General features: G+C 40.7%; 21 protein-coding genes and 1 tRNA gene. 9 read left to right on the top strand and 13 right to left on the bottom strand.

Annotated features, from left to right (window positions below):
- Nucleotides 1-120 precede the first annotated feature (120 nt).
- The 7 genes from asd to ACKTS5_RS17490 form a co-directional block, all read right to left on the bottom strand.
- On the bottom strand, nucleotides 121-999 hold the full coding sequence (gene asd, locus ACKTS5_RS17520; RefSeq protein ID WP_408045178.1) for an archaetidylserine decarboxylase: 879 nt from the start codon (nucleotides 997-999) through the stop codon (nucleotides 121-123).
- Between the two features lie 2 nt (nucleotides 1,000-1,001).
- Nucleotides 1,002-3,065, bottom strand: coding sequence for a methylmalonyl-CoA mutase (gene scpA / locus ACKTS5_RS17515; RefSeq protein WP_408045177.1), 2,064 nt, complete (start codon nucleotides 3,063-3,065; stop codon nucleotides 1,002-1,004).
- A complete protein-coding gene (locus tag ACKTS5_RS17510) occupies nucleotides 3,058-4,407 on the bottom strand; it encodes a methylmalonyl-CoA mutase subunit beta (RefSeq protein WP_408045176.1) in 1,350 nt (449 codons plus the stop codon). Before ACKTS5_RS17510 ends, scpA begins: the two co-directional genes overlap by 8 nt.
- Before the next feature lie 2 nt (nucleotides 4,408-4,409).
- On the bottom strand, nucleotides 4,410-4,724 hold the full coding sequence (locus tag ACKTS5_RS17505; RefSeq protein WP_408045175.1) for an FtsB family cell division protein: 315 nt from the start codon (nucleotides 4,722-4,724) through the stop codon (nucleotides 4,410-4,412).
- Between the two features lie 2 nt (nucleotides 4,725-4,726).
- Nucleotides 4,727-5,332 (bottom strand): uridine kinase, encoded by a 606-nt coding sequence (gene udk, locus ACKTS5_RS17500; protein WP_408045238.1) that lies wholly within the window; start codon nucleotides 5,330-5,332, stop codon nucleotides 4,727-4,729.
- 99 nt (nucleotides 5,333-5,431) lie between these two features.
- Nucleotides 5,432-5,505 (bottom strand) — tRNA-Thr (locus tag ACKTS5_RS17495).
- Nucleotides 5,506-5,620: 115 nt separating this feature from the next.
- Nucleotides 5,621-5,959, bottom strand: a complete 339-nt coding sequence (locus ACKTS5_RS17490) for a hypothetical protein (RefSeq protein WP_408045174.1) — start codon at nucleotides 5,957-5,959, stop codon at nucleotides 5,621-5,623.
- Between the two features lie 142 nt (nucleotides 5,960-6,101).
- Between ACKTS5_RS17490 and ACKTS5_RS17485 the strand changes: the two genes are divergently transcribed.
- Nucleotides 6,102-6,263: a hypothetical protein gene (locus tag ACKTS5_RS17485; protein WP_408045173.1), complete on the top strand. Its 162-nt coding sequence runs from the start codon at nucleotides 6,102-6,104 to the stop codon at nucleotides 6,261-6,263.
- Here the strand turns inward: ACKTS5_RS17485 and ACKTS5_RS17480 are convergent.
- The 4 genes from ACKTS5_RS17480 to ACKTS5_RS17465 all read right to left on the bottom strand — a co-directional run bounded on the left by ACKTS5_RS17480 (nucleotide 6,243) and on the right by ACKTS5_RS17465 (nucleotide 10,755).
- Nucleotides 6,243-7,049 carry an acyltransferase family protein gene (locus ACKTS5_RS17480; RefSeq protein ID WP_408045172.1) on the bottom strand — a complete coding sequence of 269 codons (807 nt, stop codon included), beginning with the start codon at nucleotides 7,047-7,049 and terminating at the stop codon, nucleotides 6,243-6,245. The two genes, ACKTS5_RS17485 and ACKTS5_RS17480, sit on opposite strands and share 21 nt — an antisense overlap.
- A gap of 2 nt (nucleotides 7,050-7,051) precedes the next feature.
- The gene (locus ACKTS5_RS17475) at nucleotides 7,052-8,863 is read right to left on the bottom strand and encodes a sodium:solute symporter family protein (RefSeq protein WP_408045171.1); all 1,812 of its coding nucleotides are present in this window, start codon (nucleotides 8,861-8,863) and stop codon (nucleotides 7,052-7,054) included.
- A 120-nt stretch (nucleotides 8,864-8,983) separates the two neighbouring features.
- Nucleotides 8,984-9,697, bottom strand: coding sequence for a LytR/AlgR family response regulator transcription factor (locus tag ACKTS5_RS17470; protein ID WP_408045170.1), 714 nt, complete (start codon nucleotides 9,695-9,697; stop codon nucleotides 8,984-8,986).
- Nucleotides 9,694-10,755, bottom strand: coding sequence for a sensor histidine kinase (locus ACKTS5_RS17465; RefSeq protein ID WP_408045169.1), 1,062 nt, complete (start codon nucleotides 10,753-10,755; stop codon nucleotides 9,694-9,696). Before ACKTS5_RS17465 ends, ACKTS5_RS17470 begins: the two co-directional genes overlap by 4 nt.
- 369 nt (nucleotides 10,756-11,124) lie before the next feature.
- Here ACKTS5_RS17465 and ACKTS5_RS17460 point away from each other — a divergent pair, with 369 nt between their 5' ends.
- The 8 genes from ACKTS5_RS17460 (at nucleotide 11,125) to ACKTS5_RS17425 (ending at nucleotide 24,530) form a co-directional block, all read left to right on the top strand.
- Nucleotides 11,125-14,208 carry a SusC/RagA family TonB-linked outer membrane protein gene (locus ACKTS5_RS17460; protein WP_408045168.1) on the top strand — a complete coding sequence of 1,028 codons (3,084 nt, stop codon included), beginning with the start codon at nucleotides 11,125-11,127 and terminating at the stop codon, nucleotides 14,206-14,208.
- Nucleotides 14,209-14,212: 4 nt separating this feature from the next.
- Nucleotides 14,213-15,805: a SusD/RagB family nutrient-binding outer membrane lipoprotein gene (locus tag ACKTS5_RS17455; protein ID WP_408045167.1), complete on the top strand. Its 1,593-nt coding sequence runs from the start codon at nucleotides 14,213-14,215 to the stop codon at nucleotides 15,803-15,805.
- A 151-nt stretch (nucleotides 15,806-15,956) separates the two neighbouring features.
- A complete protein-coding gene (nagB, locus tag ACKTS5_RS17450) occupies nucleotides 15,957-17,873 on the top strand; it encodes a glucosamine-6-phosphate deaminase (protein WP_408045237.1) in 1,917 nt (638 codons plus the stop codon).
- A 62-nt stretch (nucleotides 17,874-17,935) separates the two neighbouring features.
- Nucleotides 17,936-19,990, top strand: a complete 2,055-nt coding sequence (locus tag ACKTS5_RS17445; protein ID WP_408045166.1) for a beta-N-acetylhexosaminidase — start codon at nucleotides 17,936-17,938, stop codon at nucleotides 19,988-19,990.
- Between the two features lie 123 nt (nucleotides 19,991-20,113).
- Nucleotides 20,114-20,884 carry an N-acetylglucosamine kinase gene (locus tag ACKTS5_RS17440; protein WP_408045165.1) on the top strand — a complete coding sequence of 257 codons (771 nt, stop codon included), beginning with the start codon at nucleotides 20,114-20,116 and terminating at the stop codon, nucleotides 20,882-20,884.
- Between the two features lie 69 nt (nucleotides 20,885-20,953).
- The gene (locus ACKTS5_RS17435; RefSeq protein WP_408045164.1) at nucleotides 20,954-21,391 is read left to right on the top strand and encodes an RrF2 family transcriptional regulator; all 438 of its coding nucleotides are present in this window, start codon (nucleotides 20,954-20,956) and stop codon (nucleotides 21,389-21,391) included.
- Nucleotides 21,392-21,594: 203 nt separating this feature from the next.
- Nucleotides 21,595-22,317 (top strand): hemerythrin domain-containing protein, encoded by a 723-nt coding sequence (locus ACKTS5_RS17430; RefSeq protein WP_408045163.1) that lies wholly within the window; start codon nucleotides 21,595-21,597, stop codon nucleotides 22,315-22,317.
- Nucleotides 22,314-24,530: a nitric-oxide reductase large subunit gene (locus ACKTS5_RS17425; RefSeq protein ID WP_408045162.1), complete on the top strand. Its 2,217-nt coding sequence runs from the start codon at nucleotides 22,314-22,316 to the stop codon at nucleotides 24,528-24,530. The genes ACKTS5_RS17430 and ACKTS5_RS17425 overlap by 4 nt, the downstream gene beginning before the upstream one ends.
- An 80-nt stretch (nucleotides 24,531-24,610) precedes the next feature.
- On the opposite strand, the gene ACKTS5_RS17420 is transcribed toward ACKTS5_RS17425, so the two are convergent.
- The gene (locus ACKTS5_RS17420) at nucleotides 24,611-25,639 is read right to left on the bottom strand and encodes an NAD(P)/FAD-dependent oxidoreductase (protein ID WP_408045161.1); all 1,029 of its coding nucleotides are present in this window, start codon (nucleotides 25,637-25,639) and stop codon (nucleotides 24,611-24,613) included.
- Nucleotides 25,640-25,650: 11 nt separating this feature from the next.
- Nucleotides 25,651-26,211 carry a TetR/AcrR family transcriptional regulator gene (locus tag ACKTS5_RS17415; protein WP_408045160.1) on the bottom strand — a complete coding sequence of 187 codons (561 nt, stop codon included), beginning with the start codon at nucleotides 26,209-26,211 and terminating at the stop codon, nucleotides 25,651-25,653.
- Nucleotides 26,212-26,303 lie beyond the last annotated feature (92 nt).

Below are 26,303 nucleotides of genomic sequence, written 5' to 3'. Positions count from 1 at the left end.
TAAAACTTTGCAAATTTACGCATTAAAGCTTTAATGACCTGATGAATCGTTTCTTAATTTGTTATTAAAACTGATTATAAAAAATGGGTAGTAGGGAGTAGAGAAGTGAAAAAAAGAGCGCTATTTTCCAATGCGCTCTCCCATTTTTATAAAGGTTTCCATTCCGTTGGCAGTATTATTGAGTAAATCTTCGTCGATGGTAATTTGACCTTCTTCGAAAAGCATGACAACCGTTGACCCCCCGAAGGCAAAATAGCCCATTTCATCTCCTTTGTTTACCGGTTGATCAGCAGTGTAAGTACTGATAATGCTTCCTACCATGGTAGCTCCTACAGGAAGTAATAGTATCGTGCCTTTATCCGGTGTGTGTAAGCTACATATTTCGCGTTTGTTTTCACAAAATACACGTGTAAAGTTACTCGCTAAAGCATAAGGAGATACCGAGAGGTAATTTCCTTTGATTAAGGTACTCTTGCTGGGTAGTCCGGCATACGGAAAGTGATAACGGTGATAATCGTTGGGAGCTAATCGCAAAATAAGCATGCTTCCTTTTTCGTATTTACTAGCTAGTTGAGCGTCTCCTAAAAATTCGCTTACCGTGAATTTCCTACCTTTTACGAAGAAATTATGTACCTGTGCTACAGATTGAAAAGCTAAGAGCTTTCCGTCTCCAGGAGAAACGACATCCGAACCGATAGGACGAGCGCCGGGTTTTAGTTTTCTGTAAAAGAAATCGTTAAAAGAGGTGAATTCTTCTAGTTTTTTTGCAGCTTCAGATAAATCAATACCTAATTGTTGGACAAAAGAAGGAATTTTTTTTACAGAAGATGGTTTGTCCATCATAGTACCATAGATACTCGTAATGAGTTTTCGTTTCACCAACGGTAGCAATGTTAGCTTTCCGATAGGGTTTTCGTAAATAAATTTTAAAAAGCCTTCTCCAGGAGGTGTTTCCTGTTCTGTCTTTCCTGTGGTTCTATTGATAAATTGAATGTTCATAGTTATTCGTCTTCACTGCTTTCGATTAGTATTTCAAGCATATCTATGGCAGCTTGTGCAATTTTTGTTCCTGGTCCAAAGACTCCTACTGCTCCGGCTTCAAAAAGGTAGTCGTAGTCTTGTGCAGGGATTACACCACCTACGATGACCATGATGTCTTCACGACCGTATTTTTTTAGTTCGGCGATTACTTGAGGCACGAGCGTTTTGTGACCAGCGGCCAGCGAAGAAATTCCAAGTATATGAACGTCGTTTTCGATGGCTTGTTTGGTGGCTTCTTGTGGAGTTTGGAACAGCGGTCCTATATCCACGTCAAAACCGAGGTCAGCATATCCGGTAGCAACTACTTTGGCCCCGCGATCGTGACCGTCCTGTCCGAGTTTGGCAATCATAATTCGAGGACGTCGTCCTTCAATTTCTGCAAATTCATCGGCGAGTAGTGATGCTTTTTGGAATAGGGCATCGTCTTTGATTTCTTTACTATACACTCCTGATATGGTTTTGTGAACGGCTTTGTGTCGTCCGAATTCACGTTCTAAGGCATCTGAGATTTCACCGAGTGTCGCTCGTTGTCGAGCTGCTTTTACGGCTAAATCAAGTAAGTTTCCGTTTCCGGTTTTTGCACACTGTTCTAATTCAGCCAGTGCCGCTTTTACCGTTTCTGGATTGCGTTCCTCTTTTAGAGTGTTCAGGCGTTCAATTTGCGATTGGCGAACGGCTTGATTATCTACTTCTAAAATATGTAAGGGATCTTCCTGTTCAAGTTGGTATTTGTTAACACCGACAATGACGTCCTGTGCACTGTCAATTTTGGCTTGTTTGATGGCTGCTGCCTCTTCAATTCGCATTTTAGGAATTCCCTTTTCAATGGCTTTGGTCATCCCTCCAAGGTTTTCTACCTCTTGAATCAATTCCCAAGCTCTTGCTGCGATTTCCTCTGTTTTTTGTTCTACGTGATAGCTTCCAGCCCAAGGGTCTACCGTTTTGGTAATATGCGTTTCCTGCTGTAAGTAAATTTGTGTGTTTCTCGCAATTCTCGCAGAAAAGTCTGTAGGTAAGGCAATGGCTTCGTCTAAGGCATTGGTGTGCAAGCTTTGCGTACCTCCAAAAGCCGCTGCCATGGCTTCTATAGTGGTTCTGGCCACATTGTTAAATGGATCTTGTTCTGTTAAACTCCATCCACTTGTTTGACTGTGTGTTCTTAAAGCAAGTGATTTTGGGTTTTTTGGGTTGAATTGCTTTACAATTTTAGCCCAGAGCATTCTTCCAGCTCTCATTTTGGCAATTTCTGTAAAGTGGTTCATTCCAATCGCCCAGAAAAAAGACAGTCGAGGTGCAAAGCTATCGATGTCCATTCCGGCCTCAATTCCCTTTCGGATGTATTCAAGTCCATCCGCCAAGGTGTAAGCTAATTCAATCTCAGGAGTGGCACCCGCTTCTTGCATGTGGTAACCCGAAATAGAGATTGAATTGAATTTAGGCATGTTCTGACTCGTGTATTTGAAAATGTCAGCAATAATTTTCATAGAAGGAGTCGGAGGGTAGATATAGGTGTTACGTACCATAAATTCTTTGAGGATGTCATTTTGAATCGTCCCCGAAAGTAAATGCTGTGCAACGCCTTGTTCTTCTGCTGCAATGATATAGAATGCGAGAATGGGTAAAACAGCACCATTCATCGTCATGGAAACAGACATTTTATCCAGTGGAATCTGATCGAACAGTACTTTCATGTCCTCAACAGAATCAATGGCTACTCCTGCTTTTCCAACATCACCCTGAACGCGTTCGTGGTCGGAGTCGTACCCTCTGTGAGTGGCTAAATCGAAAGCTACCGACAGTCCTTTTTGCCCTGCGGCCAAGTTTCTTCTGTAAAAAGCGTTACTCTCTTCTGCAGTCGAAAAACCGGCGTACTGTCGAATGGTCCAAGGCCTTCTCACGTACATAGTAGAGTAGGGGCCTCGTAAATTAGGTGCAATTCCGGCTACAAAATCTTCGTGTAATAGGCTCGTCGTTTCTGTTACCTGATTTTTTATGGTAAAATTGGAAAAGTCTTTTCTACTCATTTTCTAAGCGTTTTTGTTCTAGTTTTTCTGCTAGGCGTTTAGGTAATATCGGCTGTAATAAGGTTTTTTCTTTGCGTTCTTTTAAAAACGGTGATTTTTGAAGTTCTCCTTTCATCCTATCGTTGTCATTTTGGATTTTGTTAGTACCCAAAAGTACCAGCTCTCCGCGGTCAAAATCTGCTTGTTCACGCTGTGCTGACTCGTTTATTTTACGTTGAATAGTACCTTCTTTTAATTGTTTAAGAAGGCCTCCTCCTTTTTCTATCTGTTTAAATATTTCCAGTGCTTTTTGTACGAGCTGTTGTGTGAGTGCTTCGATATAATAGACTCCGTTTGCGATGGTATGAGGTGTTTCCATTTCGCATTCTTCTTTGAGAATCAACAGTTGGTTTCTCGAAATGCGATCACCAAACTCATTCGCTTCGTGAAACAAATCGTCATAGGGAATGTTGGCCACAGTGTTCGCTCCACCGAGCACAGCACTCATGCTTTCCGAAGTGCTTCTCAGCATATTTACGTTGTAATCGTACAAGGTTTTATTTCGCGTGCTTGGCTCTGCAAAAATATGGGCGGCCTTCGTGTTTGGAAGGGCTAAAAAACTCATAAGTTCTGCCAGTAAAACTCGGAAGGCTCTCAATTTGGCAATTTCAAAAAAGTAGTTGGAACCAACGGCAAAGCGAAAGTGTAGGTTAGGGACACAATTGGGCCCTAATTGTGCGATGTATTCGTGTGTATGTGCAAGCGCATAGGCGAGTTGTTGACTGCAGTTAGCCCCTGCATTCTGATACGTACTGGCATCTACGAGTAGTGAATTTTGAATCGTTGACAGCTTGTTTAAGAGTGCTGTATCCGCTTTGTAGTTACGGTGCCAGTTCCCTGTTTTCACAAGCGTACCTATAGGGTCTATATTGAAAAAGATCGTAGCCTGTTTTACGGACTCTCGAATGTGATTGACAAGTTCCTCATTCGGTGTATTCAATCGAAAATAGAAGTGTGTGTGTTTAACATCTATTTCTTTGAGCAATATCACAGGGTCTATGCTTTTTACACAGATAAACTCAATGGCATCGGCTCCTCTTTGTAGTGCGTCTTTGGCCTTTTGGTTCGCTGAAACTTCGTTGTCAACCTGTATTTTTTGACAAATATTGAAATTGGAAGATGGTAGCTTTATGTCAAAGCTAGCGCGGTCTTCTTTGGTGTAAAAAGGTTTTACTCGAATTCCTTCGTTGTTGTCCCACAATAAGGTTTCATTGTAATCGGCGCCTTTGAGGTCTACTTGGATTTTATTTTTCCAGGCCTGTGGGCTTACTTTTTCAAATTCGTCAAATAAATAATTATCCATTATTACTTTAGGGTGTCAAATTCTATAATATAGATGTCTTCGTTTTTCTTTTTCATCAAGTACTTTTCCCGCGCATAGCGTTCTAGTTCCTTACTGTTTTCCAGTTTTTTGATCGTTTCCTTGTCTTTTTCTATGATTTTTTTGTGGATGTCAATCCAAGTTTCTAGTTCTTCAATCTCCTTGTTGAACTCCTTGTGTGTAAGGTAAGAATTTCTGTCGAGGAATACCATCCATATAACAAACACCCCTAAAATTAATAGGTATCGATTGGCGAAAATTCCAACGTATTTTTTCTTTTTTGGTGTTTGTTTTTCCATGACTATAAGCGATCGTTAATTACGGTTCTCACAATATCGATGGCTACTTTGTTGTGTCCTCCACCTGGAATAATAATGTCCGCGTAATTTTTAGTAGGTTCGATAAATTGCTGATGCATCGGTTTCAGTGTGTCTTGGTATCTGCTCAGTACTTCATTAACATCTCTTCCGCGTTCTTTAATATCTCTGCGAACTCTTCTGATAAGGCGCTCGTCAGCATCGGCGTGTACAAATACTTTGATGTCGCATAAGTCGCGAAGTTCTTTGCTGTTAAAAATGAGAATACCTTCGACAATAACCACTTTTCTCGGGTGTGTTTTAATGGTGTCTTTGGTACGGTTGTGCGCGACAAAAGAGTAGATCGGTTGTTCAATGATCTCTCCGTTTTTTAAGCCTTTCAGGTGATTTACTAATAAGTCAAAATCGATGGCTCTCGGATGGTCAAAGTTGATTTTAGTGCGTTCTTCGTAAGTTAGGTTATCAGTTTCTTTGTAGTAAGAGTCTTGAGAGATAACACAAACTTCATCTGCCGGGAGTTCGTTGATGATTTGATTTACCACAGTGGTTTTTCCACTTCCCGTTCCTCCTGCAATGCCGATTACAAAAATATTCTTCATTTAATTTCTTGTGATATTGAGTTAACAAATTTATAGAAAAAATAGTGCATAAAAAAAGTGCTAACATTTCTGTTAGCACTTTTTGTTTTGAGCCGATAGAGGGACTCGAACCCACGACCTGCTGATTACAAATCAGCTGCTCTAGCCAGCTGAGCTATATCGGCGTCTGCCTTAAAAGCGTGGCAAAGATATGAGCTTTTTGCGTACTGGAAAAATTTTTTTCACACTTTTTTTTGAGTTTTTTAAGGTGGTTTGTTTTGTTGTCACGTTATCAGAATGTTATGGTTTTGTTTTTTTTGAGTTTTTTAATAGTGAAAAGAGTTCTCTTAAGAAAAATTGTCCTTTTTCACTGGTTTTACTTTTTATAAGTACTACGACCATCCCATTAGTGAAAGGTGAAATTTCGATGATTCCGTTAGGAAAATAAATATAATGATATTCGTTTTGGGAGTCTTTTAAGAACAGGTCAAATACACCATAGGTCCAGTTAATGAAGGTATGGTACGCTTCTAAGGGCAGGTTTGATTGGTATTGAAAACAATAATAGGGTGGAGCCTGAAAAAAACGGGTGTCTTTTTCGAGGTTGTAGGCAGCGGGAGAAGTACATAAAGATATCATGCTGTTAAACTTTAAAATAAAGGTTTTTTCTACGTAAGTAATAGCTTACCAATACATAAAAACTCACCACTACAAGAGCGTAAATCAAAGAGAGCAATTTGGTATCGGTAGAAACAGTGAGTAGTTGCTTAAATAAAAAGCTATGAAGATTTTCATTCGAGTTGACTTTAATGAGATAGAAACTTTTGGAAAGGAGCATGGAGAGTACATAAATACCGATGGCATTTTTGCTAACGGCAGTCAATATCGATGGAAAAGCAATGTTTTTAATGTCGTTGAGGTACTAGAAAAGGCTGAATACTAACAACGCCCAACCACTGGTAACGAATGTAAAACTCGCTGTCCATAAACTTTTGTTGATGGGATAATACGGATCAAGTAAGTGACCTAAAAGAATTAATCCGATTCCAGCCAAAAGTAAGATTCGTAATTTTTGTTGTTTTGCACGGTGTATCAGTTTTCCTGTTAAAATGCCAAACAAACAGGTCGCAATTGCTGAAAGGGTGCCCAATATCCCCTCTGGGTCAAAATTTTTTTGCCAAAGATGCGACCCGAAAACGGCCTGGTCAATAAGGTTATTCCAGTTGTTGTTTGTATTCTCAAGCGTTGGCGCCAATCCGTTGGGTAAGTTAACTTGCGTGAGTAGGCAATAATGCACGAGTAATACCCCCATGGCAGTACCGAGCAAGGTCAGTGAATTTGCGTTTAAAAATAATAGTGCCCCGATACAAAACACGACACCAATTCGTTGCAATACTCCTGGAATGCGAACCGTATCTAAGTCTTGGAAAAAAGGGAAATACGGAGTAAAGAGGTTGATCAAGAGTCCGAGCCCTATGAGTTTGGCACTGCGCAGTAGTATTTTTTTATAGGTTTGTTGGGTGATGACCTTGTCAGTATAGGCAAGACTAATAGCAATGCCTACAACAAACAAGAAAAAAGGAAAGATTAAGTCTGTTGGGCTGAGACCATTCCAGGGTTTGTGTAGGAGTGGGGAGTAGACATCGTTCCAAGAACCGGGGTTGTTAACCAGTATCATGGCAATAATTGTAAGTCCTCTCAAGTTGTCAACAGACGCTAATCGTTTCATGTTTACAAAATGGTTTTACTGATTTTTTTCCAAACACTCGTCAATAACCACCCCGAAATAACAGCGCCTCCAGTAAGTAATGAGGCAAGGCCATAATTACCATAAAGCCAATTTCCTGTGGCGAACATGCAAAAATAGATTACGGCAATACCGAGTAACATTGCTAATATCCCCTGAGGTAGAGAGGTGCCCTTTTCAGTGACGATGTTGATATTCTCTTCTTGTGCTTGGGTTAGGATCGGAGACCAACCTCTTTTACCAGGTTGAATTCTTTGATAGAAAGCATACAGGGTTTCTTTGGATTCCGGTTGGGTTAAGAAAGTAACAACGATCCATGCGATGGTTGTGATTAAAACGATCAAGGGAAATTTCATCCACCCCGGGAAAATACCCGTTTCTGGTTGGAACAAAAGCGTTCCTACAGAAGTGAAATTGATAAGTAACGAAATGATTCCGGATACAAACATTGCTGAAATTTCACTCCATGCATTGATACGCCACCAAAACCAACGCAAAATAAAAATGAGTCCAGTACCCGCTCCAAACATCAAAATAATATTGAATAGCTGAATAGCATTCTGGAGTTTTAGAGCAAAATAAGCGCTAAAAATCATTAAGATTACGGTAGAAATTCGTCCAACACCTACCAGCTTTTTTTCATTGGCCTCTGGGTTGAGGTAGCGTTTGTATAAATCGTTTACAATGTATGAGGCTCCCCAATTAAGGTGGGTAGAAATGGTACTCATATAAGCGGCTACAAGTGACGCTAAAACAATTCCCAACAATCCACTAGGGAGTTTTGTTAGCATTGCTGAATATGCGGAGTCATGTCCGAGTTTATCTGGAGATACGTTCGGGAAAGCTTCCTGAATACTCGCTAAGTCTGGATATACGATAAGAGAAGCTAAGGCAACTAAAATCCAAGGCCACGGACGTAAAGCGTAGTGCATGATGTTGAAAAAGAAGGTAGCGCCGATGGCGTGATTTTCATCTTTAGCGGCTAGCATACGCTGGGCAATGTATCCACCTCCTCCAGGTTCGGCACCTGGGTACCAGGCACTCCACCACTGAACGGCAAAAGGAATAATTAAGAGACTTATAAGTGCTTCAGTATCGCTAAAGTCGGGTAAGATGGCCAGTTTGTCAACTATGGCCTCATGGTTAACCAAACGCTCTAGGCCTCCAACTTCTGGTAAATTTACGAGGTACCAGGCAGCACCGATGGCACCTGCCATAGCGACAAAAAAGAGGAGGAAGTCTGTGTATACAACACCTTTAAAACCTCCAATAGCACTGAATAATACTGTGATTGTTCCGGCATATATGATGGTTTCTTCAGGGGTGAGTCCTAGCATGATTTCTCCAATTTTTATGGCGGCCAGTGTCACTGCGGCCATTGCCATAACATTGAATACGATTCCTAAATAAACGGCTCTGAGTTGTCTTAGAAAACGTGCAGGTTTGCCTCCGTAACGGAGTTCGTAAAATTCAATATCTGTGGTGACATTTGACTTGCGCCAGAGTTTTGCATACACAAAAACCGTGAGCAGGCCAGTTACTAAAAAAGCCCACCATACCCAGTTACCAGCAACTCCGTTGTTGCGGACTATATCTGTTACGAGGTTTGGCGTGTCTGTTGAAAATGTCGTAGCTACCATGGAGAGTCCTAACAACCACCAGGGCATGTTACGTCCGGATAAAAAATACTCATTTGAGTTTTTTCCTGACTGTTTTGAAACGATGATTCCAATGGCTAAGACAATAGCGAAGAAACAGGCTATGATACAGTAGTCTAGGGTAGTTAAGTTAATCATTAATTGATTTTTTAGAATTGAAAACTAGGAATCTTATAGAAAGACCGGAAAAAAAATCTACCAACGACATTGTTTGTTTGCTAAACAAACCTAAAATCAAGTCAGTAGCGGTATTTCTGGTTAAAGATTTTGATTTTTTAAAATTATTTGCTTGGTTATATTTAGGTACTTTCTTCCAATAGGGATGCGCTTGTCTTGGATTTCTAATGAATTGCCTTCAATAGAATTGACTTTGTCAATGGCAATGGTATACGATCTATGTGTTCGTAAAAAGTTAGTACTCGGGAGTTCTTCTGTGATGCTCGTGAGAGATTTGTGAACTATGTAATTTCCTTGACGAGTACATACTTTGATGTAGTCTTTAAGACTTTCTATATATAGTATATCCTCAAACTTAACCTTGACGAGTTTCTTATCGACCTTTAAAAAGATATAGGAACCTTCGGTTGGTGTTGCGTTTGGGTGCGGGTGTTTGAGGTGTAATTGCTGAGTGAGCTTATTAATTGATTTTAGAAATCTCGGAAAAGGGATGGGTTTGACCAAGTAATCCAATACGTCTAGGTCATAGCTCTCTGCTGCGAATTCGCGGTAGGCTGTGGTGATTATGACCTGCGGTTTAACAGGAATGTTTTTAAGAAAATCCAATCCATTCATTTTAGGTGTGTTGATATCTAGGAACAGAACATCGATGTTCTCCTGCTCCAAGGTTTGAATGGCTTCTAATGGATTGTTAAAGGTGTCAATCACCGCAATGTTAGGGAATTCGTTGAGGTGATTTTGGATAACCTTGATTGCCAAAGGCTCATCATCTATGATAATACATTGTATTTTCACTTTGTGTCGTTTAGGGTTAGTGGTAGTTTTAATGATACTTCGAACGAGTTAGTACTGCTGTTTATCGTGAGTGTATGCTCGTTTCCGTATAGCAAATCTAGTCTTCGTTGTGTATTGTTATTGCCTATTCCAGCTGTACTGCTGTGATCAGAAGGATGAAGCGAGTTTGTTATTCGGAAGACTAGTTGTTTTTCGGATGTTTTTTCGAAACTAATATAGATATAAAAATCGTCACTGTATTTATTTCCGTGTTTAAAACTATTTTCTAAATACGGTAAGAAAATCATTGGAGGAACTTCTACACCTGTAACGTCTCCGTCTATGCTACATTCAATGGTGGCATTTTCATGACAGCGAAATCGTTCCAAGTCTATATAGTTTTGAAGGTATTCAATTTCTTTTAGTAAGGGAACTTTCGGAGCGGCAATGTCGTAAATGACGTATTGCATGATGTCGGATAATTTTAAGACCACCGAAGGCGCTTGATTCGATTTTTCTAGGGTTAAGGCGTAGAGGTTGTTAAGCGTGTTGAAAAAGAAATGCGGTTGGATCTGTGCTTTTAAAAAGTTTAATTCGCTTTTTAGCTGTTCTTTCTTCAAGTTCTCTATACGTTGACGCTGCTGTACCCAATCAATGGTGAGCTTGATGGCTGTGGCTACAGCCAAAACATAAAATTCACCGAGGGTTACTGCAATAATATGATTCAGACTAAAAGCTTCCTGTCCTGCTGCGGCTTCTGGCCAAATGTTTTTGGTGACCAATAAATAGGTAAGAGCCGTTCGCACTATGTACAGTGCTGTTAGGGAACCAACAATGGATACAATATAACGCTTGTACTTTTTTTGTATTAGAAATTTAGGAATAAAATAGTACAGGTTGGCATAGACCAAGAGGATGTGTAAGGGGAATTCTACGAGGTTAGATTTTAACGAATACCAATAGTCGTCAAAGTAACTTCCCCAACGAAGGACGTTAAAGCTAAAATATCCCAACCAAAATACGATGTGATATTTTCTGGGTATGGTTCGCGTATTATGCGTCGTTTTCTTCTGATTCAAGGTGAACTGTGTGTTGTTTGTTGCGTGTAATTTATAATGTTTTTTCTTTCAAAGCAAAAACCACTGCTCGTTGAAATGGACCTCCGAGGTAATTCAGCTATGCTGGGGTGTTGTTAGTTGTGTTTTGAGAGTCATTGGTAGATTTAATTTTTTTGTGAGAAAAGGAAACACCAATCCGCTTTCATCCGTATTTGCCCGTTTTTCATCAAAAAAATAGATAAAAGTAAAGGAATTGTTGTTTTGGTATGACAGAAAGTTAAGTCTTTAAAATTGAGTTATTCATGTGTTATTTTGTGTTGTTTGTATATAATTTTTTTTTAGGATTTTTAATAGTCGCTAACTTTAAACAAACAATTAATTAACTTATTCATGAAAAATAATAAACTGTTACTACTGTTATTCTGTGTCCTGTGGTTTGCACAATTCGCAGTTGCTCAAGAGAGAACTGTGTCCGGAACGGTAGTCGCTAAATCAGATGGGGAACCACTTCCAGGGGTGGGAGTAATAATCAAAGGAACCTTAAAGGGAGTCGAAACCGATTTCGACGGTAAGTTTCAAATTCAAGCACCAGTAGGCGCTGTTTTGGAGTTTAGTTTCGTCGGTATGAAAACCCAATCTATTGTATTAGGGGCAAGTACGCAAATAAAGATAGTACTGGAAGAAGCTAATGTGTTGGACGAAGTCGTGGTTACTGCTTTGGGGATCAAAAAAGAGAAGAAAGCACTGACCTATTCTGCTCAGGAAGTAAATGGGGAAGAATTGACTAAGGTAAAACAGACCAATCCACTAAACAGTCTTTCTGGAAAGTCTGCCGGAATCAATGTGACGAGAAGTTCGTCAGGACTTGGTGGTGCTGCTAAGGTAATACTTAGGGGAAATTCATCTACCTCAAACAACGATCCTCTGTACGTAATTGACGGAGTACCGATGTTGAATAGTGGAAATGGCTCAAATGGTTCTGAGCCGGGAACGGATATTTTCGGTAGTCAAACAGGAAACAGAGATGGGGGTGATGCGATGTCGCTTTTAAACCCTGATGACATAGCCTCAATTACTGTTCTTAAAGGAGCTTCAGCCTCTGCTTTGTACGGAAGCCAAGGGGCGAATGGTGTTATTTTAGTAACGACTAAAAAAGGGAAAGAAGGACGTTTATCGGTCAATGTATCTTCGAGTTTTACTGTTGATCAGGTTATGTCACTTCCCAAGTTACAATCGGAATACCAATCGGCATCTGTAGGAAATCCAATTGCTGAAAATGGTAGGGTAAGCGACCCAAAGTCATGGGGAGCTAAGGCTTCTGGGTTGTCTAATAATCCAAAAGACTTTTTTAACTCTGGGTATACAGCTATTAATTCGGTGGCCTTAACTTCAGGAACCTCAAAGGTGCAAACCTATTTTTCTTTTGCCAATACCTTGGCAGAAGGGGTGATTCCTCAAAACAAATTGGTCAGAAATAATGTGACACTTCGCGAAAACGCAAGTTTTTTAAATGATAAAATAAAAGTATCCGCCAGTGTTAATTTATCTGATCAACGCATTTGGAACAGACCCACCAACGGATTGTATGCAAATCCGCTGACAGGGATGTATTTACATCCAGTAGGGATCGATAGAACCACCTATAAAGAGAAGTTTGAGTACTTTAATCAAACATTGAACATGATGGATCAATACGCGACGTCTTTTGATGAAAATATTCAGCAGAACCCGTATTGGTTAATATACCGAAACCCGAGTAAAGATGTAGCACAACGCGTATTGGCAAACCTGTCGCTAAACTATCAAATCACCGATGCCTTGTCATTGCAAACACGTGGTAGTTTTGATAAGTCCTTTTTTACTTACGACAAACGACAATACGCAGGTACAGACCCTGTAAATTCAGGAAGTAATGGACGCTATATACTTGAGAAAACAGAAAATACGCAGCAGTATATCGATTTGATAGCCAATTATACGCGAGACTTTTCAGAGAAAGTATCCTTTACCGGGATATTAGGGACGAGTTTGACAAAATACAGTATTGGTGACCAATTATTTTTAGACTCAGGAAGAGATGGAAAAGGGTTGATTTACCCGAATGTATTTACGTTAGCAAATTTTGAAACGACGAATAATATTCGACAAACAGTAGGAAATCGTGAAGTGCAGTCGGTTTTTGGCTCTATGAATATAGGGTATGACAATATGTTGTTTTTGGATCTAACCGGAAGAGCAGATTGGTCGTCTACTTTAGTGAATACCAATTCTACTTCTTTTTTCTATCCGTCGGTAGGGTTAACAGGAGTGCTTTCAGAAATGTTTGAACTGCCAGAGGCAGTGAATTTTGCAAAGCTGCGTTTGTCATATGCTGAGGTAGGAAAAGACATCCCTGTATATGCTACCATTCCTCTAAACAGAATAAATCCGACCAATACAGGAATTAGCACGGTTCCTTTCGCTCCTATAGCGGGTGAAACCTTAGAGCCAGAACGTCAAAAGTCTTTCGAAGTAGGAACGGAATGGCGTTTGTTTGGCAATCGCTTAGGGCTAGAGTTTACCTATTACCATACAAAAACACTCAATCAAATTTTCTTTATTCAAGCAGCGCCAAATCCTAACGGATATTCACAAAATATCGTAAACGCAGGAGAAATAACCAACAGCGGAATTGAGGTGGTATTGAATGGGAAGCCCGTGCGAAACGATAATTTTACTTGGGATTCAACAGTAAATTTTGCGCGCAATAAAAACCGTGTAGTATCAGTTCATCCATCGCTACAAAACGGCGAAGCTATTATTACAGCTCGCGGTGTAAATGGGTATGAGTACGCCTTGATAGAGGGAGAAGATTTCGGAAGTATCAAAGCCCGATCACTAGTTCGAGATGCTAATGGTACACCTGTGATTAATGCTTCAGGAGCACTTAAATCTACTGATTTTAAAACGGTGGCTAATGCCTTGCCTGATTTTACGTTAGGATGGAATAATAGCTTTACGTTTAAAGATGTTACAGTGAGTTTCTTGATCGATGGAAAATTTGGAGGAGAGGTCGTTAGTGTTACCGAAGCAGTGAATGACAAATACGGAGTATCACAGGCAACTGCAGATGCTCGAAATAGAAATGGAGGAATGATTGATGTTGTCAATGAAAGTGGCGTGAGCTCTCAAATTACAGCACAGAGCTACTACAATGCGATTGGTGGACGTGATGGAATGTTAGGAGAATACGTGTACGATGCGACAAATGTTTCCTTGAGAGAATTGGCGATTGGGTATAAGCTGCCCATAGCGTCTGATTTTTTTAAGAGTATCAAATTGTCACTCATTGCCAACAACTTGTTTTTCTTGTACAAAGAAGCACCTTTCGATCCGAATATTGCGGCAAGTACAGGACTTGGACTACAGGGCGTAGATATTTATAACCAACCGACAACGCGTAGTTTCGGTATTAATGTCAACCTTAACTTTTAAAGAAATGAAAATAGTAATAAGAAGTATATCAGCAGTTTTTGTGGCCGTTTTTTTAAATGCTTGTACGGAGGATTTTAAAAATATCAATACGGATCCGCACGGAATATCCCAAGGGAGTTTAACACAGCAAAATAATCATATCGGGTCTCGATTTTCTCCGATGTTCGCGAATATTATCAGAGCAGAGCCTGCTTGGAACTATCAGTTGCAGCAGAATTTAAATGCAGATGTGTTTTCGGGATATATGACCGCACCTACGCCATTCGCAGGAAATATTAATAACCAAACCTATAGTTTAATAGACGGGTGGAACAATTTTATTTGGAACGATGCGTATGATGCGAACAATGGAAATGGGGTGATGCCTTATGTGAGGGAAATTAAAGATCAGGTAACCCTGTCTAATTCTCAAGGAGGAGAGAAATTCATTTTCTTGGCCAATATTATTAAAGTTATGGCAATGCATCGCGTGTCCGATGTGTTTGGTCCTATACGTTACACGAAATACAACGATTACAGTTCTTCTGGGCAATACGACTCGCAAGAAACAGTATATCGTGCATTTTTTGCAGACTTAGACGAAGCGATTCAAGGCTTACAGCAATACGAAGGCGATCAGCAATTTGTGCCTTTTGACGAGTCTAATTTAGGAGGAAATATCGCTGGGTGGCGCGCTTTTGCGAATACTGTGCGTCTGCGTTTAGCAATCAGAGTGTCAAAGGTGGCTCCCGTGCTAGCGAAGACAGAAGGAGAAAAGGCATTGGCTAGCGCAACCGGATTTATTACCGATGATATTACCGTTGACATGGGAGGATTTCCACATCCATTGGCCACTATTAGTGGTACCTGGGGTGACGTGTGTATGAGTGCTGAAATGGAGTCTATTTTAGAAGGATTTAAAGACGGGAGAATAGCTAAGTATTTTGCAGCACCAGCCGATGCGAGTTTGGGGAGTTATAAAGGCGTACGTCAAGGTATTGCCATTACAGCGAAATCGGAATACGGAAGTCACTCTTTACTTGGAGAAACTGTTATGAATGCCACGAGAAAAACGTGGTTTACCAAAGCGGAGGTGTATTTTTTAAAGGCCGAAGCAGCACTCAGAGGGTGGACAGGAGCTGGAGATGCCAAGATTCATTACGAAAACGGAGTAAAAGCTTCTTTTCAACAACACGCAGTTGCTGGGGTTGATGCCTATTTGGCGGACGGGGTAAGTACACCTAATGCCTTTGTTGATGCCAAAAATGCAGCGAATAATAGCGCTTACGGAAGCAATGTGACGATTGCGTATAAGGCCTCAGGGACACGCGAAGAGCAATTAGAACAAATCATAACTCAAAAATGGATTGCGATGTATCCGGATGGTCAAGAAGCTTGGAGTGAGTTTCGAAGAACGGGGTATCCCAGATTGTATCCTGTAGTCATCAACAATAGCGGAGGAGCTATCGATACCAATATTCAAATCAGACGAATCAATTTTGTTGCCAGCGAACGCAATACCAACGCAGCAAATGTAACCACTGCGGTCAGTTTCTTAAAAGGACCAGACACGGGAGGAACCCGTTTGTGGTGGGATACTGGCGCAGCCAACTTTTAAGCATTTATTTTCCATGACAACTGGGGAAGTTGAATAATTTCCTCGGTTGTTTTTTGTAGTTGTTTTGAGGTTCTTAGTCGAAAAAAATAGCGAAGCCCTCGCTTGCAAAGTACCTTTATAAAAGTTCTAATTAAAGCCATATTCTATGACAATGCTACAATATAAAGAAATTGAATACAAGCCAGCAGGTCAGTTTGAAGAGACCCGCTGTGAAAAAATACACAATGTAATTTTTAATAGTTCTTTGGATGCCTCTAAGGTAGTTGCGGCAGAAATCGCGCAGTTAATCAAAGAAAAAGCACAGCAAAATACGACCTGTGTTTTAGGCTTAGCTACCGGATCATCACCGATTAAGGTATATGAAGAACTCGTGAGGTTGCACCGAGAAGAAGGATTGAGTTTTTCGAATGTTATTACGTTTAACTTGGATGAATACTGGCCGATGCAGCCCGATGATTTACAGAGCTACAACCATTTTATGCATGAACATTTGTTTCACCATGTAGATATACTTCCAGAGAATATTCACATTCCTGACGGAACCATTGCTCCTGAAGAAGTATACCAGTATTGTGTTGATTACGAATTGAAAATGAAAGAGGTAGGTGGTTTGGATTTTCAATTATTAGGGATTGGAAGAACGGGACACATTGGGTTTAATGAACCCGGATCACATATTAATTCAAGTACGCGAAGTATTACCTTAGATCACCTGACTAGGGAAGATGCTGCACCGAGTTTTTTAGGTTTGGAAAACGTTCCTAAAAAAGCGATAACCATGGGGATCAGTACGATTAGAAAGGCAAAGCGTATTGTGTTGCTGGCATGGGGAATCAGCAAAGCTGAAATTGTACAGGAAACCATAGAAGGTGGGGTGAGTTCACAAGTTCCGGCTACGTATTTGCAAGAGCATGAGAACACTACGTTTGTACTCGATAGAGAAGCCTCAGACGCTTTGACTCGGATAAAAACTCCTTGGCTGGTCCGCGCTTGTGTATGGACCGATGAATTAAAGAAAAAAGCTATTTTTTGGTTGAGTGAACAGCTAAAGAAGCCCATTTTGAAGCTCACGGACAAAGAGTATAACGAGTACGGCATGGGAAGTTTATTGGTCGAAGAAGGAAGTGCCTATGAGCTGAATATAAAGATGTTTAATGCTTTACAGCATACCATTACTGGATGGCCTGGAGGGAAACCCAATGCAGATGATAGTACCAGACCCGAACGAAGCACACCTGAGCGTAAACGCGTTATTATTTTTAGTCCTCATCCCGATGATGATGTGATTTCTATGGGAGGAACTTTTAATAGATTGGTGGAGCAAGGTCATGAAGTACATATCGCCTATCAAACTTCAGGAAATATAGCCGTGTCTGACCAAGATGCTCTGCGTTTTGCTGAAGTCGCCTTGTCTTTGAATCCAGAGGCACAGAATATCAAAGAAGTGATCCAGACCTTGGTAAGCAAAGGGACTAACGAATTAGATACCCTGGCTGTTCGCAAGTTAAAAGGAGAGATTCGAAAAGCAGAATCCCTAGGAGCTACCCGTTATTTCGAGGTACCAGACGCTAAAGTACACTTTTTGAATTTGCCTTTTTATGAAACCGGAAAGGTTAAGAAAGACAATCTAAGTGAGCGCGATGTACAGATAATGAAAGATCTAATCGAATCAGTACAACCACATCAAATATACGCAGCTGGTGATTTGGCTGATCCACACGGAACACACAAAGTTTGTTTGGATGCTGTTTTCGAGGCGGTTGGGGCTTTAAAGCGGGCTCCATTTATGAAGGATTGTTGGGTTTGGCTCTACCGCGGAGCTTGGTTTGAATGGCAACCGCACGAGATAGATATGGCAGTACCCATGAGTCCAGATCAAGTAGTTAAAAAGAGAAAAGCAATTTTTTATCATCAATCCCAAAAAGACAACGTGATGTTTCAAGGGAATGACGCACGTGAATTTTGGGTAAGAGCAGAGGACCGAAATAGGTTAACTGCTGAAAAATACAGAGCCTTGGGGATGGCGGAATACGCTGCAATAGAGGCCTTCAAGCGCTATTATTTTTAGCGCTGTGAACGCGGAGTTTGCAGGCAATTTCCACTGAGGGATAATTTAAGTATCATAACAAAATGAAAAGAACCATACATCTGCTAGTAGCACTGCTCTTATGTGGTCAGTGTTTACTAGCACAGGAATATACGTCTCGTACATTGTCGTTAATGCCTTGGCCACAAGAGGTGCACAAAGCACCAGGGAAATTGGTAATTGACAGCAGTTTCTCGGTAAGCGTGTCGAGCAAAAAGGGTAGAGTGTATCAAAAAGCGGTCAATCTGATTCGCAGCATCACCGATAGAACAGGAGTGTTTGTCAACCGAGGTTTTCCTCGTATTCAGCAATCATCAACGGTAACGATACAATTTGATGAGGTAGCAGTCTTGGGGGAAAAAATAGATGAATCTTACGAATTGTCTGTCAGTACCGCTGGGGCGATTATTAAGGCAAAAACAGATGTGGGAGCACTCCACGGAATGGAAACCTTATTGCAATTGCTTCAGTTTGATGAACACTCATTTTATATTCCAGGGATTCGTATTAAGGATGCGCCTAGGTTTGCCTGGCGTGGATTAATGATTGATGTTGCTCGTCATTTTCAACCGATGGCTGTTTTGAAGAGGAATTTAAGAGCAATGGCCGCATTAAAAATGAATGTTTTTCACTGGCATTTGTCCGATGATCAGGGATTTCGCGTAGCTTCAAAAGTATTCCCTAAATTACAAGAGCTCGCTTCAGATGGTCAGTATTACACCCAACGAGAAGTGAAAGAACTCGTTGCCTATGCAGGGAGTTTAGGAATTCGCGTAGTCCCAGAAATTGATGTCCCAGGGCATGCAACAGCCATCCTGACAGCGTATCCGGAATACGGTAGTAAAAAAGGAGAATCGTATACCATAGAACGATATGCGGGTGTCTTTGATCCTACCTTAAACCCAGCGAATCCAGAGGTCTATTCTTTTTTAGCGACCCTATTTAAAGAAGTGAGTAGTCTTTTTCCTGATCCTTATTTTCATATCGGAGGCGATGAGAATGAAGGAAAACACTGGGATCAAAATGTGGAAATTCAACAACTCAAAAAGAAACACGGCTGGACTACGAATCACGAGGTACAAACGTATTTTAATATACAGTTAGAAGCTATCTTGAAATCCTATGGAAAAAAACTCATGGGGTGGGATGAAATCATGACCAAAGACATGCCTACTTCGGCTATCATACATTCGTGGAGAGGCCGTAATGAAGGGTTTCCAAACGGTACACTCATTGAAGCTGTAAAAAAAGGGTATCAGGTAGTATTGTCAAATGATTATTACATTGATAGAATGCAGTCTGTATTGCATCACCGAAAGTTTGATCCCTTAAAAAATGGCGCGCTAACCGCGGCACAGGAAGCGCTTGTGCTAGGAGGAGAAGTGACCATGTGGAGTGAGTTGGTAACCCCATTAACTATAGATTCTAGAATATGGCCAAGAACAGCTGGAATTGCAGAGTTGTTTTGGTCGAAAGCTGAGGTTGTAGATGATCCTAATTTTATAAGTCGCTTAAAAACGATGGATTTGTATTTAGACCAAATGGGGATTACTCATAGAAAAAACAAAGATCAAATTTTAAGGAATATCACCAAGTCAAGTACAGTTGCAAGTGTTCAATTGTTAACGGAGTATTTCGAACCACTCAAAATTTACGAGCGGAATAAGGATGGAGTAGAGTACAAGTCCTTTTCGCCTTTTACCTTGTTTGCTGATGCTTGCACAGCCGATGCTTACGGAGCTTTGGAATTGAACACCTTGATTGACGAGTATTTGAAGTTTGGTAAAGAAAGAACTAAGAAAGAAATTATAGCGATACTGAAGCGTTGGCAACGGGGATATCAGGCATTCAAAAGCTTAGCACCCAATCCGAACCTGGTATGTTTGACGGAACATTACAAAGCCATGGCGCTCATTGGGGAGCGTTTGGAAAAAGCCTTGTCCAATACAGTTGCTCTTCGCGATGATGTGGCATTGCGAACTACCATAAAAAAATTGGAGACTCCCCTGGTAGATACGGAGTTTATGGTATTACCTAGCCTAAAACGGTTGTTTGGACACTTGGGAGTAGCGCTAGCCGAAGGAGGAAAAAAATCGTAAATAATTTAGACGATGATTTTAATAGCTGATAGCGGATCGACAAAGTGTGATTGGGTACTTCTAACAAAAAATAACTCGGGAAGGAGACGCTCTTTTCGTACTGTGGGCTTGAATCCATCTACTATGAAAAAGAGTGAAATGTTTGCGGTTTTGAATTGTAGTGAATATGTCTTAGAGTGTAAAGAGCGCGTTAAGGCAATTTACTTCTTTGGAGCAGGATGCAACAACGCAAAGGCGGTTGCCGTATTGAATTCTCTTTTTGCAGAGTTGTTTCCGATGATGGAAACCTGTGTTGTACAGGAAGATTTGATGATTGCCATTCACGCAACTTCCTCTTGTGCTGGCGTGGTGGGTATTTTAGGAACCGGTTCTAATTGCTGCTTTTTTAACGGACTCGACGTGGAGCACCGCGTACGAGCAATGGGGTATTTGCTGATGGATGAAGGAAGTGGAAATCACCTGGGGAAAGAACTGTTGAGAAGTTACTTTTACGGAAAACTCCCCACTGATTTAAAAATTGATTTTGAACGTGTGTACAGTTTGCAAGAGTCAGAACTGATAACCGGTTTGTACAGCGGAAATAGACCGAGTGCTTATTTGGCGAGTATTGGTCGATTTTTGATAGAGCATCTAGAGCATCCTTATGCCAAGCAATTGGTCCAGCATTGTATGCGCGAATTTGTTGAAAATCAACTGTTAGTTTACAAAGAGGAATTGAAAGATCATCCTTTGTTTATCATCGGTTCTGTAGGGTACTACGCAAGAAAAGTTTTAAAAGAGTTACTCGAAGAAAAACGAATTCGAGTAAAGACGACCTTTATTCGAAGGCCACTCGATGTTTTTGTACAAGGGGTGCTAAACGATGTGACCTTACTCGACGCAATTGCATCCTGAGTTAATTTTTATAAAAGATGTTTTTGTCTTTTATAAAAAACAGCTACCTTTGTATCAGAATTAGAATGTATGTTTTCAAAATCTTGTGAATACGGATTACGAGCTGCCATATTTGTAGCAGAACAATCCACTTTGAATCTTAGAGTAGGTGTGAAGGCCATTGCTGAGGCAATCGGCTCTCCGGAGGCATTTACAGGAAAGATATTGCAAAATTTGACCAAAAACGGAATTATTACATCTATCAAAGGGCCCTATGGTGGATTTGTGATAGAGCCGTATCGGTTAAAAGAATTGCGATTAAGTGATATTGTTAAAGTACTTGATGGCGATGCTATTTATACAGGCTGTGGCCTCGGTTTGGCGCAGTGCAATGCTAAAAGTCCATGTCCGTTACATCACAAATTTGTAGCAATTAGAAATCAATTGAAGGAAATGTTGGAAGAAAATACCTTACATAGTATTCTCTATACCGACAAGGAGAAAAATTTTTTATGGCTGAAACGCTAAAAAAAATTTAAATTAATAAAAGACAAAAATATCCGTTATAAAATTTATTAGGTTCTTTTCTCACTATGCTTAGAGTATGCTGGGAGACGTGTAGTACATAGTCGTTTCGAAAGAATGAGTAGACTATTACTACTGCTTTTTCTCGTTTAACGAGAGGTAAGTACTTAGGAGGATAGTGGAGCGGTCGAAAATTTTAGAAGTACATGAATGTAAACGAAACGACGAGCATAGCCGTCCTATTAGAGCAGGATCCTTCATTGGAGTCAGCGTTGGAGGAACTTCATATTGATATTAGTTGTGTGGGAGATCGAAATTTAGACGAGTTAGTCGCAGCAAGAATCTTGAAAGTTGAAAGTGCATCGATGCTCCTCAGCAGGGTTCGCGAAAAGAGAGAGCGATTAATTGTACAGCCAGCATCTTTGGTTGCATTGATAGATCGCATTTATAAACACCACCATCTATACGTTGAACAACAAAGCCCTTTCATTAAAGCGGAGTTGGTAAAACTATGCAGTTTGCACGGAGTTGAACATCCTGAGTTGTATGCTGTTCATAGCTGTTTTTCTGAATTGAGTGCTGCTTTGGCAATGCATATGAAACGGGAAGAACTGCTGCTTTTTCCGAGGATTAAACAGTTGGAAGCAGGAAAGCTCAATTACCTTGAAAAATTTGGGAGTATCGAAAGTTTGGTCGTCAGACTTCATGAAGAACACTCGGCCGAAGAATTTGTGGTGGAGCAACTACGGAAACTCACTTCGAACTATAGCGTTCCAGAGGAAGCTTGCGGAAGCTATGGGCGAACCTATAAATTACTGCGTGATTTTGATGCGAATTTGCACGAACACATGCGTCTTGAAAACGACATACTTTTTAACGAGGCAATTTACTTGGAGCGTAAAATACTTCAAAAACACAACAAATCATGAGAAAACTTTGGATCGGCTTTGCAGCCGTTGTGCTCGCATCATTTGCGGCATTGATATGGGTAGGAACTGAAATTTATCAAAAGCAACCACCAATACCCGACCGTGTACTAATCCGTGAAACGGGTGAGGTGCTATTTGACAAAACAACGATAGAACAAGGACAAAATGTATGGGAGTCCATCGGGGGGATGGAGGTTGGTTCTATTTGGGGTCACGGAAGTTATGTGGCCCCAGATTGGACCGCCGATTGGATACACAGAGAAGCTGAATTTCTTTTGAATCACTGGGCGGAGCGTGCTTATAAAATGAGCTTCGATTCGCTGGGGATTGAAAATAAAGGGGCCTTGCAAGCTCGGTTGGTCGCTGCTATACGGACCAATACCTTTGATCCAAAAACAAGAGTGTTATGGCTCTCAAAAGATCGCGCCTTGGCAATTGCGAAGAATACAGCGTATTATTCAGCCCTGTTTTCAAAAGGACATGAACAATACGCCATTCCTGAAGGAGCATTGACCGATCGTGAAAAGTTGAGAAAATTAAATGCTTTTTTGTTTTGGACGTCTTGGGCAGCTAGTACCAATCGCCCAGATAAAGCATATACGTATACATCCAATTGGCCGCACGAACCATTGATTGAAAACACCATTACACCTGATGCACAATTATGGTCGGGATTTTCAGTAGTGTTACTGCTGTTGTTCATCGCTATTCTCGTGTATTACTACCTGAAAAATCACGAGAAAGGAGAGGCTTTGTTAAAACGAGAAACGGATCCGTTGTCTTCTTTGAAATTGCATCCTTCACAACGTGCGGTACTGAAGTATTTCGTAGTGATTTCTTTGTTGATTTTTTTACAAATAGTTTTAGGAATCATTACGGTTCATTATACGGTAGAGGGGCAAGCATTTTTCGGATTTGAATTGGCCGAGTATTTACCCTATTCGGTTTCAAGAACTTGGCATACTCAGTTGGCTGTATTTTGGATAGCGGCTACCTGGCTCGCAACAGGCTTGTTTTTAGCTCCTATGATTAGTGAGCGAGAAATGAAGTATCAGGTGTTAGGAATCAATTTTTTATTTGTGGCCCTGTTAGTAATTGTATTGGGCTCTATGTTGGGAGAGTGGTTAGGGATACATCAATTTTTTGATGCTACAACCAATTTCTTTTTTGGGCACCAAGGGTTTGAGTATATGGATTTGGGGCGTTTCTGGCAGATTTTACTAGCAGTAGGACTCGTTTTATGGATGCTCATGGTTGGAAGACATATAGTTTTTGCAATTCGTAAAAAGAACGATGACAAACACCTACTGACTATATTGTTGATTGCCGTAATGGCCATTGGAATGTTTTTCTTTTCAGGATTGATGTATGGTGAAAATAGTTCGTTGCCCGTAATAAATTACTGGCGATGGTGGTTAGTACATTTATGGGTGGAAGGATTTTTTGAGGTGTTTGCAACGGTGGTTATTGCGTACTTATTTTCAAGAATGAAAATAGTATCGGTAAAGACTGCAGGGAAGACTGCAATAGCCTCAGCAACGATTTTTTTGGCAGGAGGAATTATAGGAACCTTACATCATTTGTATTATTCAGGAACACCGGTGCAAGCAATAGCATTGGGGGCAACTTTTAGCGCACTTGAAGTAGTGCCTTTGACACTGATGGGTTTTGAAATTCGTGAGCATTGGCAAGTGTTGAAAAGCAATGCGTGGATTCAGCGTTACAAATGGCCTATTTTCTTTTTTATGGCAGTCGCCTTTTGGAATATGCTCGGAGCAGGTGTTTTTGGTTTCTTAATCAATCCGCCCATCGCTTTGTATTATATCCAAGGATTAAATACTACCGCAGTGCATGCGCATACAGCTCTTTTTGGAGTTTATGGAATGCTGGGAATGGGATTTATTCTGATCTGTTTACGTCTGTATTCACGAGATGTTTGGAATGAAAAGCTGGTAAAACGAGCGTTTTGGTTGTTGAATATCGGGTTGTTATTGATGGTCTTGTTAAGCTTGTTACCGATAGGTATTATACAGACTTATGTTTCCATTCATGAAGGATATGCCCATGCCCGCGACGCAAGTTTGCTGTACAGTGATGAGGTACAGGTGTTAAAATGGTTACGTATGATAGGTGATATAGTGTTTTCATTAGGAATAGTATACTACTGTTGGTTTGTTGTGAAAACTACTTACAACGCCCTCCGATCAAGGTAAAATATCAATTGTGCTATATTGGTTGGCAACCCCTGATGAGTGTGTACTTGTTGGAGGTTGCCTTGTGTTTAGGGGATAAATTAATCGGAAACAGCAATCCAGTTTTCGTCAATTATTTGATGAGTAATGGCAGCAGCAGCCGTACTTCCTGCGGCGACAGCACCCGCAATTCCGCTCCATCCATTTTGAGCATCTCCTATGATAAAGCATCCCGGTAACGGACTCTCAAAGTGTTCGTCGGTTTGGTAATACTCCATTCCAAAAACACCTGTTTCTGTAGGGAGTCCTAATGCTTTTGCAAACGGGCTACTTTCAATGGCAAGGGTATCGGGTAAAAAACCTCCTTCTCTTGGAATGTGCTGGCCATCTGCCAGTTCTATAGCGGTTAGTTTCCCTTCAATCGCATGTAGTTTGCTAATTTTTTGTTCAAAATACTGTACACCGTTGGCTTTCAGTGCTTTTTTTAGGGAAGAATTTTTAATTGGAGCTCCATTGGTGAAAACATGGAGGTCTTTTGACCAGTGAAATATAGTTTTGGCAAACATGGGAGCCATATCTGCATCTCCTATAACGGCCAGAGCTTTATTACTTAGTTCAAATCCGTCACAAAAGGGGCATGGGTATATTGATGTACCGTATACCTCGGTGAGTCCTGGAATGTTAATCTTTTCAATTTGATCTCGATGACCTGTAGCAAGGAGAATTCTATCGGCTGTAAACTGTTCTTTTGCCGTACGGACAAGATAGCCTCGGTCTTGTTTTTTCACGTCAATAACGCTGTCTTTTCTGTAATGGACACTGGGGTATTTAGAGAGTTGTTCCCGAGCAGTATTGAAAATTTCTTTTGGATGTTTTCCATCTTGAGTAAGAAAGCCATGTGAATGGGTGGTGACCTTGTTTCGGGCGTTTTCACTGTTGATAAGGAGTGTGTTGATAGTGCTTCTTCCGAGCACTAAGGCGGCGCTCATGCCAGCCGGACCTCCTCCGATGATGATAACGGGGTAATGCATAGTGTTTAGGTGGTTAATAGTGTTAAGTATAGGGGATGGGCTTAGTAAAATCCCCAACGTAGTGGAACTTCCAAATTGGATAAAAGATCTCCTATTCATACGAGTAGGAGTTAGGTGTCAGGATTTAGAAACACGGCCCGTGCAAAGCTCGACCAAGCCATAGTGGTAATTTCTTGGCCAGTGGTAGTAGTTTCAGGACGCATTTGCATAGCAATGGCGGCATCTATCGTGGCTAGGTAAAATTGCTCAATCCATGGAAGCGTCACTTCCGGTAGTAAATCGCCTTTTAGCTTTAAGGTGTTGAGTACTTCTCGAAATAATAACATCATGGTTTTGAAATCGTCGGATTGCTCTTCCACAGTCTCCATATTGCCTCCTATTTGGTATAAGAATCGAAACTGCATACCGCTTTGGACATCACTCCTAAACATTTGATGCAGCTGTTCTTTAGGTATTTTTGAGTTTTTTAAGGCAGCTTTAGTGGTGTTTAAGCAATGGGCACTCGCATAGCTAGTGATCTGATCAATAAGAGCCGTTTTACTAGGGAAATGGCGATGGATAGTACGCCTACTTAGCTGTATAGAAGTGGCGATTTCTTCTAAGGAAGCCGCCGCAGATTTTCCGAGACAGTTGATCGCGGCAAGGATTATTTTTTCTTTTGTTGAATTCATTTTGTCACATTAGAGTGACAAAAATACAAAACTATGTCACATTGGTGTGACTTTTTTGTGGGTAAATTTTAAATTGAGAGCAAAAAAAAACA

This window comes from Tenacibaculum litopenaei (genome assembly GCF_964514025.1).
Classification (GTDB): domain Bacteria; phylum Bacteroidota; class Bacteroidia; order Flavobacteriales; family Flavobacteriaceae; genus Polaribacter; species Polaribacter litopenaei.
This window is presented reverse-complemented; position numbering and strand designations above follow the sequence as displayed.